Origin of the sequence: Candidatus Borrarchaeum sp. (assembly GCF_019058535.1) — an archaeon.
GTDB classification, from domain to species: domain Archaea; phylum Asgardarchaeota; class Sifarchaeia; order Borrarchaeales; family Borrarchaeaceae; genus Borrarchaeum; species Borrarchaeum weybense.
In genome coordinates this window covers 1-12,088 of sequence record NZ_JAHPYX010000211.1, presented here as the reverse complement: position 1 = coordinate 12,088, position 12,088 = coordinate 1, and the positions used below count along the sequence as shown (strand labels likewise).

General features: G+C 38.2%; 11 protein-coding genes and 2 pseudogenes. 11 read left to right on the top strand and 2 right to left on the bottom strand.

Annotated elements, in window-relative coordinates; genetic code table 11:
* Positions 1 to 420, bottom strand: a pseudogene (locus tag QVB70_RS12885) (hypothetical protein); the annotation flags it as partial.
* 298 nt (positions 421 to 718) lie between these two features.
* Here QVB70_RS12885 and QVB70_RS12880 point away from each other — a divergent pair.
* The gene (locus QVB70_RS12880) at positions 719 to 1,891 is read left to right on the top strand and encodes a glycosyltransferase (protein ID WP_287586917.1); all 1,173 of its coding nucleotides are present in this window, start codon (positions 719 to 721) and stop codon (positions 1,889 to 1,891) included.
* 53 nt (positions 1,892 to 1,944) lie between these two features.
* Here the strand turns inward: QVB70_RS12880 and QVB70_RS12875 are convergent, their stop codons facing one another.
* Positions 1,945 to 2,313: a hypothetical protein gene (locus QVB70_RS12875; protein ID WP_287586913.1), complete on the bottom strand. Its 369-nt coding sequence runs from the start codon at positions 2,311 to 2,313 to the stop codon at positions 1,945 to 1,947.
* A 166-nt stretch (positions 2,314 to 2,479) separates the two neighbouring features.
* Here QVB70_RS12875 and QVB70_RS12870 point away from each other — a divergent pair, with 166 nt between their 5' ends.
* From QVB70_RS12870 to QVB70_RS12825, 10 genes and pseudogenes are all read left to right on the top strand, one after another.
* A complete protein-coding gene (locus QVB70_RS12870) occupies positions 2,480 to 2,965 on the top strand; it encodes a GNAT family N-acetyltransferase (protein ID WP_287586911.1) in 486 nt (161 codons plus the stop codon).
* 3 nt (positions 2,966 to 2,968) lie between these two features.
* The gene (locus QVB70_RS12865) at positions 2,969 to 4,045 is read left to right on the top strand and encodes an MSMEG_0568 family radical SAM protein (protein ID WP_287586907.1); all 1,077 of its coding nucleotides are present in this window, start codon (positions 2,969 to 2,971) and stop codon (positions 4,043 to 4,045) included.
* Positions 4,046 to 4,256: 211 nt separating this feature from the next.
* A complete protein-coding gene (iorA, locus tag QVB70_RS12860; protein ID WP_287586905.1) occupies positions 4,257 to 6,134 on the top strand; it encodes an indolepyruvate ferredoxin oxidoreductase subunit alpha in 1,878 nt (625 codons plus the stop codon).
* A 140-nt stretch (positions 6,135 to 6,274) separates the two neighbouring features.
* On the top strand, positions 6,275 to 7,561 hold the full coding sequence (locus QVB70_RS12855; protein ID WP_287586903.1) for a hypothetical protein: 1,287 nt from the start codon (positions 6,275 to 6,277) through the stop codon (positions 7,559 to 7,561).
* Positions 7,562 to 7,604: 43 nt separating this feature from the next.
* Positions 7,605 to 8,237, top strand: a complete 633-nt coding sequence (locus QVB70_RS12850) for an indolepyruvate oxidoreductase subunit beta (protein WP_287586901.1) — start codon at positions 7,605 to 7,607, stop codon at positions 8,235 to 8,237.
* 243 nt (positions 8,238 to 8,480) lie between these two features.
* The gene (locus QVB70_RS12845; RefSeq protein WP_287586900.1) at positions 8,481 to 8,678 is read left to right on the top strand and encodes a cold-shock protein; all 198 of its coding nucleotides are present in this window, start codon (positions 8,481 to 8,483) and stop codon (positions 8,676 to 8,678) included.
* A gap of 483 nt (positions 8,679 to 9,161) precedes the next feature.
* A complete protein-coding gene (locus QVB70_RS12840) occupies positions 9,162 to 9,311 on the top strand; it encodes a hypothetical protein (RefSeq protein WP_287586897.1) in 150 nt (49 codons plus the stop codon).
* A gap of 159 nt (positions 9,312 to 9,470) precedes the next feature.
* A complete protein-coding gene (locus QVB70_RS12835; RefSeq protein WP_287586895.1) occupies positions 9,471 to 9,851 on the top strand; it encodes a hypothetical protein in 381 nt (126 codons plus the stop codon).
* Between the two features lie 89 nt (positions 9,852 to 9,940).
* Complete coding sequence (locus QVB70_RS12830; protein WP_287586892.1) at positions 9,941 to 10,849, top strand: MoxR family ATPase; 909 nt, start codon at positions 9,941 to 9,943, stop codon at positions 10,847 to 10,849.
* A 273-nt stretch (positions 10,850 to 11,122) separates the two neighbouring features.
* Positions 11,123 to 12,088, top strand: a pseudogene (locus QVB70_RS12825) (NADH:flavin oxidoreductase); the annotation flags it as partial.

The following is a 12,088-nucleotide window of genomic DNA, read 5'->3' as shown; positions in this document are numbered from 1 at the left end:
TCCTAATACAATTCCAGCAAAACCAGCACCGACTAATATCCCTTGAACGGCTGTGATAAGCCCAAACACACCTAGAGTTAATATGAAAGCGATGATATAAATAAAATATCCAATTAATCTTTTAAAGAGCATATTTAATCTTTTAGGAATATCAGCTACCCAGTGTATCACTTTGTCGTAAATGGTTAGGCTTATTCTTACTGCATATACTGCAACTAGCCATATAATTGCTATTTCTAACAACTGTGCTAGGAGTGGATAGGTAGTTGAAATTTGTACCCAATAAGAATAGAAATTGTATCTTAGCGTTAAAAAACCCAAAATTATTAGAAGAATAATCACAGGAATTAAATAACTGGCTAGTATTTTGCGAGTTGTTGTTTGGATTTGAGAATCATCAGTTTGCGAAATTGTATTCACGTCCTTTTAGGAAAAACTTAACAGTATGATATTATTAAGTTTAACTAAAGCGGTGTATAGTCTATAAGTAGTTATGCAAACCGAGATCAGTTATGTGTTCATTTGCATTTCTTTTTAGGAAAAAAGCAACTCAACTGAGATTCTAAGTAGATAAATAGAATGAGAAGGGTTTTTAATAATAATATATATTGATTGTGTGAATGGTAACATTTTAATAGTCTCTAAGAGTGCAATAACACACTCCGCATAAATGGTGATTTTTAGTTAAAATAAACAGGCAATCCGACGGTATTTTCAAATGAAATTTCTAATAGGTGTATGCGGAATAGGACTGGGTCACGCAGGAAGATCAGTAAAACTTGCTGAAACATTGATTTCTCATGGACACGATGTTTTTTTTTCATCCTTTGGGGCAGCCGCCGATTTTATCAAATTAAACGGGTACAAAGTTTATGATATTCCTCCCTATGAGTGGTATACCGCAGGTCCAGAACCCAATTGGTCAATGTCAGCTTTAAATGGTGCACCAATCGTTCATCGAATAATCAAGGGCTATAAAAAGATTCTAAAAATCTTAAAGAAGGAAGGGCAACCTGACTATATTATCTCAGATGCAGATTTTCCGACTTTGCTGACTATTGCTAGACACAATCTGGACGGAAGTTTTCTTACAAATACATTAAGAATTGGTACACTTGGAAAACAATTACTTGATTTTGGGAAGACAGGTCGAATTCTCCGTCCTAATTTGAAATTTCTTTTCAACAAAAAAGTAGATGCGTTCTTTCTTTACTTATATAATCGTACGAAAAAGATTTACTGCTTGGACTTCCCTCATCCACATACAATTGCAAGACATAATAAACTTGCAGATTTTAATGGAAAACTACAATACTGCGGTTTAATTAAAGGAAAAGATCCTCAAGAATTGCCTTCTAAAGAAGAAATAATGAAAAAACTAAAACTAAATCCAGATCTACCTACAATTTATTTCGGTATAAGCGGACCGAACAAATATCAGCTTATTAACTTCTTCACAAGACTTTACGATGGTTGTAAAGAAAAAAACGTAATTATAACCACTGGAACGCCCTCTTCTTCAATGCTAATGCCCTATAGAAACAATGAGTTCAGGATTTTCCACTGGTATCCCATGAGGGAAGAATTAATGAAAGTTGCAGATGTTGTTGTGTCTCGTGCTGGACTTAGCACAATTTCAGAAATTTTAACTTTCGGAAAGAAAAGTCTATTAATTCCAGAATTACAACCAGAGCAGATGGAAAATGCACATTCTCTAGAAAGCCGAGGTCTCTGTGCTACAATTCATGAAAAGGCTCTAAATGAAGAAATCTTTAATATTCAATTAGCAAGAGTATTAGAAAATAATCAAATGACAAAACGGTTAAAAGAATATCAATCACTTTGTAGACGATATGATGCACTTTCAATGATAACAAACGATTTTAATTAAGCTTATTTTATATGAAAAAAAGAAGAACTCGAATCTCAGTTCTAAAAATAACCCTAAAGGTCTAAAGCAGACCTTACCTTACTAGCAAAGAGCTTTCCTTTTACTCCATGAGATTCAACTTTGATATTACCATCACTTTCAGCTTTTTTTGCACGTTCCTTATCACCCGAATTAACTACCTCTTTAATAATATTGCTCTTTCCTGTAATGCTGACATGAGGGCTTTCATGAAGTCCTTCAGCGACAGTGATGCTTCCGTCGGTCTGAATCACGGCAGATGCTAAATCTTCAGGATCCTGACCCACAACATTAATCTTAGCTGCGCGTACGATTTTTAAGAACAGTTTTGATTTTTTACTTTCCTTTAAATAAGTTTCTGCTTCTTTTAATCTCTTATTTACGCATTCGAAAATTGAACTCATATTCACGATGCCTCCGATAGTGCTAACTCAATTTCGGGATATTATTATATATAGTTTATAGTTTTTACGATTGAAAGTTGATTGGAATTCAACTTCTGAATAAAATTGAATGTATTAATAGCAATTTTCAAAAATCTTAAAAAACAAATAGATGAAGTGAGAGATTATGACTACAAAAAAGGAGCCTCATCAGGTAATTGAACTTACTGAAGATGATGCAGAAGCGATCGAACAACTCTTCAAAGATGTTTGGCCACACGCAACAGAATATCCGCATGACTGGCGAGAAAAAAGAACGCTATCCAAAGAAGAAATTATTGATGAGATGAGACAAGGATATCATTACTTTGGTATCAAATTTGAAGGCACATTAGCTGGACTTTACAAAGCCCTAATTACCCCTGAGGGATGCTTCGGAGCACATCAGTCGATAAATCCGAAATATTGGAGGGGCGGCATGGGTGGAGCTATGTACACGCAATTTATAGAATTTGCAAAGAAGATGGGGTGTAAACGCAATTATTGCAACATTTTAATCGGTCAAACTGCTAGTGAAAAACTGGTAAAGAAATTTGGATTCAAAGAAGTTGGTGAACCATATGAACAGGCAAAAGGAATGCTTGTGCAGATGTATGAAAGAGAGGTAGAATAACGTTTGAACTATGCAACTTTAAAAACTGAATTACTTTGCCTAGGAGCAAAAGCTAAAACTAAACGACATTTAAGAAAAACTGGAGCTGGACCCGCAGGTGGATCTTATTTTGTCCTTCCAAATAGGAGTCTAGTCCAAATACCGGTTGTAGGTCACTTCGTCCAAAATTCCCCTTTTTCAATTATTGAAGACTCAGATGTGTTATATCTCTTTAAAAACAGTGGAAAGGTATGTGAAATACAAGGAGTGCCTACACCGCAGTTCTATGGAATGAATACATCAGATGGCATTCCCATGTGGAAAATTGCATTAATTCACGGTGTAGACTGTCTTGCAACAACCGTAGACCAGACTTGTATACACTGGCGTCATAATTTACAATGCGATTTCTGCGGCATTGAATTATCACTCAAACATCACAGTACGATTACGAGAAAATCACCTGAAAAATTGATAGAAGTAATACAAGCTGCACGTGCAGAAAATAGGGCTAATCATATCACGTTAACTATTGGTACACAAGCTGGAGAAGATCGAGGTGCAAATATTCTTTCAGAAACGACCAGAAGGATAAAAGAGGAAATTGATATCCCTATTCACGCACAAGCAGAACCCGCAGATGAAATATATCTAGGGAAACTAAAAGATTCAGGAGTAGATACGCTCGGAATTCATATTGAGACCACTGCCCCCGATATTTTCAAAAAAGTGTGCCCTGGTAAAGCAATGCTCGACTTTGAATATTATGAGAAGATTTGGGGGCATGCAGTAGACATTTTCGGTAAGAATCAAGTAAGTTCATTTGTAATAGTAGGTTTAGGAGAATCAGATGAAAGCATTCTAAATGGCGCTAAGTGGATGGCATCAATTGGGGTAATTCCTTTTGTAGTTCCACTTCGACCAATTCCTGAAACGCCTTTAGAAAATGCAATACCTCCTTCGCCAGAACGAATGATTTATTTATATGAAGAAGTGGGAAAAATCTTAAAGGAAAATAATCTAAATCCTAATAAAAACAAAGCTGGGTGTGTTCGCTGTAAAGGATGCTCATCCGTTGATGAGTTTGTAATCGGTTATTAATAAAACCTTTCTCCCAGTTCTTTTGTGGAATTGATTTACTTTTTTTAAATCTTCATTAACTACATTCAAGATTAGAATGTAGAAAAAGCACTCTAATAATTTGCTCAAATAATTGAATATATAATGCAAAAAATCGAAAATAACTGGACAAACAACTTTTGATAGAGGCTTGAATGCATGTAAGAGACGTTATAAAAAATTAGGTGATTAAATGACATTTAAAGATTTAATAGACCCGAATCCTAAGAAAGCCTTCTTACTAGCTAATGAAGCTATAGCAAGAGCGGCTATTGAAAAGGATGTTAAAGTAGCAGCATTTTATCCTGGTTCTCCTACAAGTGAAATTTTAGATACAATGTATATTCTTGCACGATATTTAGATGACCTAAAAATGGAAGTAGCTTCGAATGAAATGGTGGCTCTTGAAACCGTAGCTGGTGCTTCGATGGCGGGAGTACGTGGATTTACTTCTATGAAAAGTGTAGGACTAAATGTTGCTGCAGATTCATTCTTTAGTTTGGGCTATACTGGTGTAAATGCAGGTTTAGTTTTATTAATAGCGGATGATCCACATGCCCATTCTTCACAAAGTGAACAGGATGCAAGGATTTTCGGTGAAGCTGCACATGTACCTATGCTTGAACCGTCTTCTGCACAAGAAGCATATGATATGGTTAAGTGGGCTTTTGACTTATCTGAAAAATACAAAATGCTGGTTCTGATCAGAACAACAACACGGGTAAATCATCAAAGTGGAATAGTACAGTTAGGTGAACTGAAGAGAAAACCTTTCAAAAGAAACGATTGGAAAGAGATTCAAAGTAAATATTACACTTTAAGTGCTACTGCTAGAAGGTTAAAAGGAGAGGCTCTAGAGAAACTGAAAAAAGTCGAAGAAGAATTTGAAACGAATCCATTCAATAAACTAACTTTAGGAGAAGGAGATATTGGAATTATTACTTCTGGTGTTTCATATCTGCATGTTCTAGAGGCTGTTGACATCTTAAATATAAATCCTCATATCTTGAAACTTGGAACTACACATCCTCTCCCGAAACAAATGATTGGAGACTTCCTTAAAAAAGTCAACAAAGTCATAATTGTAGAAGAACTCATGCCGTATCTTGAATTAAGAGTTACTGCAATTGCCAAAGATGCGACCCCATCAGTTGAAATATACGGAAAATATACAAATAATTTTGATTATGTTGGAGAATACACTGTACAGTCAGTTGTTAAAGGAATTTCCTCCGTTTTAGGTCTTGGTAGCCCAGTGGATTACGATTTTTATCTTAACCGTGCTGAAAAACTGAAATCTATTTTACCAAAGAGAATGCCTACCTTCTGCCCAGGATGCCCGCACAGATCGACATTATGGGCAGTGCAACAGGCTATCAAGGAGCAAGACTATGTTGTCAACAATGACATCGGCTGTTATTCGATGCTGCTTTTGGAGCCGTATGAAATTACTGACTCTTTATTGTGCATGGGGGCGTCTCTAGGCATTTCAAGCGGTATGCAACACGCACTTAATGATAAAGTCATTTCATTCGTAGGTGACTCAACATTTTTCCATGCTTCATTGCCGGGGTTTGTAAACGCTGTGCATAATAAACACAATATTACTGTGTTCATCCTAGATAATGCAGTCACCGCTATGACTGGTCAACAGCCAAATCCTGGTTCTGATTTTGGAGCACTTCCAGTTGTTGAAATTGACATCGAGGCCATCGTTAGAGCTATTGGTGTCGAGCATGTTACCATGATCAATGCCTTTGATCCTAAGAACAACGTTGACAAGATAAAAGAGGCTTTAGAATTTGAAGGAGTTTCTGTTGTAATTTCAAAAGGTCCTTGTGCTTTATATAATGACCGCTTGAAGAGAAAACGCGGAGTTCCGATAATTCCGAATATGGTCGATAAGGAAGAGTGTAAGACTATCTATGCTTGTATTAGGGACTTCTACTGTCCTGCAATTGAGATGGATATGGAAAGCCGGCAAGCTGTCATTCTAAAAGATTTATGCGATGGCTGCATGGTCTGTGCCAAACTCTGTCCAGTTTCGTCAATAAAAACTACAGGTGGTTGAAACAGTTCTAGTTAACTTACTATAACTTTATATCACCTCATATTATTGAAGCGTCCACCTCCTGTGTCAGCTTTTAGTTACATCCTGGGGTCTGTCTGTTTATAGGGATGAGACCCCATAATTACTACTAGTTGTTAAACATGACGGCGATTATTACACTGCCAGGGGTCATCACCTCGGTTACTAACAGGGCATTGTTGAATGCCCTTCTGCGAAAATTCGGCAATGCCCGAAGACGGGCTTTTTCTCTGAAACGCAAAGGTTTAGCGACTTCCTGTATCGAAACAATCCTTCAGCAAGAAATCGGGCTCAATGCCCGTTATATTAAGGACGCATATTACTCCATCAAAGATTTACCTTATAATACCACGTTTGGGGGGTTGAAGAACCAGCGGTTGCGCGAGAAAGGTAAAATTACCAAAGAAGAATACAAGCAACGCCGAAATGCGCTACTTATCTCCCGAGGAGAACGCTCTAAGAAGGGCAACCTCAACCTCAGACTTGATTTTTCCACCATGCAACTGCGCATCAACACCTGTCGTAACGATAACAAGTGGATGTTTGCCAATGTATTCATCCCGCAAAAATATCTCGACAAATACCATGGATATCTGGACGGTTCGCACCCTTATACCGTGCTGCTTAAGCGGCGGGACTTTGACCGGGGCTATGACCTGCGTATCAGCATTAAAATCCCCTGCATGATACAGGAGGCCTCACGGGTGATGACACTGGATATCAATGCAGGTCACACCGATTTCGCTGTGATGAACAAGGAGGATGGCATGCCTGTAGCGATAGGGAGGTTCAACCATCATAAGACCCAGTACACTAGGCGGGGAAAACGCAACCATCTGTTGAACATGCTGGTGAGAAAGATCGGCAACTTAGCGCGACATTACTATGCTGAGGTAGTGGTGGGATCTCTCAACACAGGTAAGTTCAAAAGTTACAGCAAGAAAGCCACACGGACGATTCGCCAGCTGCCGCAGTACCAGTTTCAGCACTTGCTGAAGCGGTTGGAGTTGCAGGGTACAAAAGTGAGTGAAAGGTCGGAGGCCTACACCAGCAAGTTAGGTGACGTCATCTCTCAGTTAATAGGGTATGACATTCACAAGTGTGCGGCGATGATGTTCGCACTGAAGGTCATCAACTATGACTTATTTAAGCAGTTGAAGACGTTTCTCTTCGGAGTCCCATCATATGAGGCTTATGGAAGGCGGAGACGTGGGCGAAGGAGAGAAAGCGGGCTAACTGCCCCCATCCAGTACCGAAAGTTTTTAAAAAGTATGAAGTTCTGGATGGCAATGAATTCCTCAATAGTAAAAGAGGATGGAGGCTACCTCCCGACTCCAGGTAGGGAGGGGTTGTCCTTTCTGGACAATTTAAAAGCGAACTTTCCTTGTCTGACCATGAACATATGGTAAGCTATATGAAGATATGGTAAGTATCGTGACCTGGTGTTCAATAATGGTAGCCGGTTATAATATTATGCTGTCGGGTGTTGGTGGTCAAGGACTTATGTTACTATCATCAATCATTGGAAATGCCTGTAACAAACTAGGACTGAAAGTAATAACTGGAGAACAGCATGGCCTCTCTCAAAGATCTGGCTCAATCTATGTCCATCTTAGAATCGGTGAAAAGGTACATTCGCCATTAATTCCTTATGGTTTCGCAGACATGATTATTTCCATGGAAGCTACCGAGGTTCTGCGTTATATTGAATTTCTCAAAGATGATGGAATCATCATTATGAACAGACGTATTATGCATCCTTCTCTAGTAACTGCTGATATTGCAAAGCACAGAGATGAAAATCGTAGATATATCACCTTAGAACAGATATTTGCTCAGTTAAAACAAGTAACTAGCAATATTATTATATTAGACGCAACAAAACTTGCTGAACTTGCTGGGAATCCAAGAACCGAAAACACGGTATTGAGTGGTGCAGCCAGTGCTTTACAGGAGTTCCCCATCGATAAAGATGTTCTGAAGGAGGCTATCAAGGATTTGGTGCCATCTAAGACAATTGAAGAAAATATTAGAGCGTTTGACTTAGGCTATGAAGAGGCAAAGAAAATCCTTACGAGTCTATGAGTTCACTTTTTTTATAATAGCAAGATACGAGAAAAAAGAGAGTCTACTAGTAGAATGATTAAACTTAAAAACAAAGAGAAAGAAAGAGAATCTAATTGACAAAATGATTAAATTTAAAAATAAAAATTTATTCTATGGTTTTTGTTTAGAATCAAAAGAAGTTAAGAAGTTTTAAATTTCCAAGTTTATGCTTTTTTTCGTCTAATGAATTTTAAGTTAAAACCAGTATAGGAGGCTATATTTATGCCAGAAGGAACTGTAAAATTTTTCAATACTATGCGAAACTTCGGCTTTATTACCGGCGATGACGGCAAAGACTACTTCGTCCACATTAGTGGAATTAAAGAAGGAACAGTAATTGGTGATGGTGACCGGGTCGCTTTTGAGGTAGTCCAAGGCGATAGAGGACCGAAGGCTGAACAAGTTGTAAAAATTGAGTGAATGACAAATCCAAACTACCCTTCTTGCGTGAAGGGGCGACAAATAATCAAGTAGATCGTATCTTATAGTTAGTAACTATTTCGCGTGCTATCTATAGTCCAAAAACTAAAAACCTTTAAACTAGCGTACAGCAACGTATCAATTTGCGGATTCCGCTAATTGACCTCACGATTCATCTATTTTTCTATCGAGAACTTAGCACAACGAAAATGCCGCGATGTGAAAGACTTCCATAACATCTTTCATACTGACAATTTTATGGCGAATCATTTTCTCTGCACCAGGAATGTTACAGTAACAGTCTCTTCTACCCCATCTTCATAAACTTCTTCAGTAGTCTGCAATTCCAAGAACCTCACCATTTTTTATCGTTTTTTTAATGATAAATTATTTATATTCATTCCAAAAAAAGCGCATTGCGTTGAAGATCCTTAAAAAAAAATAGAATATAGATTATGAAATCTATGCTAAGGTGGTATGTTTGTGGATGTTGAATTACAGGTAAATGGTAATAATATTCCTCTTCATAAATTTGCACAAAAAATCTGGCGTGGAGTCATTATTGGGCTTGTTAAAGAACTGAAAGGGGTTCCTGACGATATACATAATGTAAAACTACAGATTAGACTATGATATTCTTAATATGCTTTAAGAAAATATTCTTATGTAAAATAGTAGATGACCAGTAATGCCAAATTTAGTCTGTCTGCTAGTTTTTGTTCACATCGATAAATTTCTATAGAACAAACTTAATCGTTCGATAGAAATGATTTTAAATCATTTATTCCTTGCTTGAGAAATGATGATTTTTACAGGAGGACGAATATTATCAGAAATGAAGAAGAGTTATGGAAAAAATACGAAGAGCAGCTGAAGTTATTAAAAAGTGATGATCAACCGAATCCCTTTGAGAGTATGTCGACGTTTCAATTAAGAAGAATAAGTATTTCGCTTCTTGAGTGGACGTTAGGCCTTAAAAGCGAAAAACCCACCGAAGAAGAAATCCACGCCGAATATATTAAACAAATAAAAAATCGCCCAAGACCACAAAAAGGCATTATGCGAGGTCTCCCTGCTCAGAAACGGAATGTAACGACCGCTTGGCTTGGATGGATTCTTGGCATACCGGACAACGAAATAATGAAGCATCAAAAGCAGCATGAGGTTAAGTGAGCATCATTAGTGTTTAGTATTTCCATAACAGTTCACATTCGATAATCGTGAATAACTTTCTTATGAATTGAATGTACGGAGGCAAGAAAATGTCTGCATTGGAAACAGTTGATCTAAGAACCGTTATAGATCCAATATTTGAAAAAGTAGTAGGAAGAAGGAAAGAAGTAGTGCTTATTCTCTCGGCATTAAAAGCGGGAAAGCCCATTCTTCTTGAAGGACCCCCAGGAGTTAGCAAAACAACAATTTTACGAACTTTGAGTAGTATTTTAGGAGTACCATTTCATTTTGTTGAAGGTAATGAGGATCTAACAGCCTCGAAATTAATTGGCTATTTTGACCCTGCAGCTGTATTACAGACTGGATATCGCCCAGAGAATTTCAGAGAAGGGGCTCTTACGTTAGCAATGCGAGATGGAGGTATACTTTATATTGAAGAAATAAATAGAGCACCCCCAGACGCGCTAAACAGTCTAGTTGTAGCGCTTTCTGAAAAAGAAATTCATGTTCCACGTTTTGGGGAAATCTCTGCGAGCCCAGGATTCCGAGTTGTTGCTGCGATGAATCCTTATGATGATATTGGTGTTCAAAGAATTAGCAGAGCTATTCTTGATCGATTCACAAAATTAAAGCTGGATTACCAGAGTAAAGAAGAAGAAATGGAAATAGTGCGTGTAAACACCAAGGACAACAGTGAAAAACTAATGGAGTTAGGTGTAGAAATAGGACGCCGCAGTCGAGATAACCCTGACTTACGCTTGGGAGCAAGTGTCAGAGGAGCTATTGATTTTGTAAACGTGGTAATGGAAAGACAAGTGTTTGATCCTTCACTTACAAAGGAAGATCTTATCGAATGCGCTTCCTTGACGTACAGCTCAAAGATCTGGCTCTCAGCAACGACAGAAAAAACCGAAGAAGATGTAATTAGGGATATCGTTAATGCAGTCTTCAATGAGATGGAACCAGAAACACTTGAAGAGATAAATAAAAACTCGTAGTAGGGCGACTCGCGATCCATAGACCGCTCCTGTTTAATAACTGATCTTTTTTCCATCTCTATTTAATATCTTTTTTCATTTTTTAACAGTTTATTTTACTGTTTTTCTAAGGGTAATTGCGCGCCTAATGAGCTACAATTACACCCCCAATCCAACAACCTATTTTTGTATTCCATAAGTTTTTATCTATGAAATAATAGAGTATAGGAATAATTTCTTATAAAAATATTCCAATACAAAAATAGAAAAAAAAAAAATTCGTAGGTGTTAAGTATGCCACAGATTTTTGATCCAATAAGCTTTGGTCGTATGAAATTAGAGAACCGTTACATTGCTGCGCCAATGCTGACTGATACGTTAGATGAAGATGGATCTATGACTGAACGCTATTTAGAAACCATGAAGTATACTGCAAAAGGGGGATGGGGGCTTGTCCTATGCCAAGCAACGCAGGTCCATCCAAGTGGACAAGTTGTTCGTAATGAATTAGCCGCTTATGACGATAAGTTTACACCTGGACTATACGAAGTTGCGGAAACTATCAAACGAGAGGGACCTCATGCAGGAATCCAACTCTTCCATGGTGGAGCTCTTTGTCATCCATTAGTGATTCGAAAAACAGTAGATGCACCGAGTCCGGAGTTTCCTCCTGAAACACCAGTTGCACCGAGTCCGATAAAATCTTTTCTTAACCCTGCCGTAACATGTAAAGAGTTGACGCACGAAGAAATACTGGAATTAGTTGAATGCTATGGGGCGGCAGCTGGAAGAGCTAAGGAAGCGGGATTCGAATGCATCGAAATACATGCCTGCCATGGGTCACTTCCACACCAATTTCGAACGCCACGAAACAATCTAAGAGACGATGAATGGGGACAGGATAAGCACCTTTTCATTAAAAAAATTGCAGAGTCTGTGAGAAAAAACGTGGGGCCAGATTTTCCGTGGTGGTTTAGGATCAGTGCGGATGATCATGCCGCGCCAGGTACGCCCGGATTTACATTAGAGGACACGGCAACAAAACTCGTACCCGTCTTAGAAAAGGCTGGTGTAGCTTCTATTCATTCTTCAAGTGGGGCAGTAGATGCTTCAGGTGTCTGGGTGATTCAACCGCTTTATTGGGAGCAAGGATGTCTTGTACCAGAAGCTAAACGCCTAAAAGAGGTGGCGACCGTACCTGTTGGTACTGTAGGCAAGATTATGGCTCCTGAGATGGCTGCCAGAATCATTGAGGAGGAG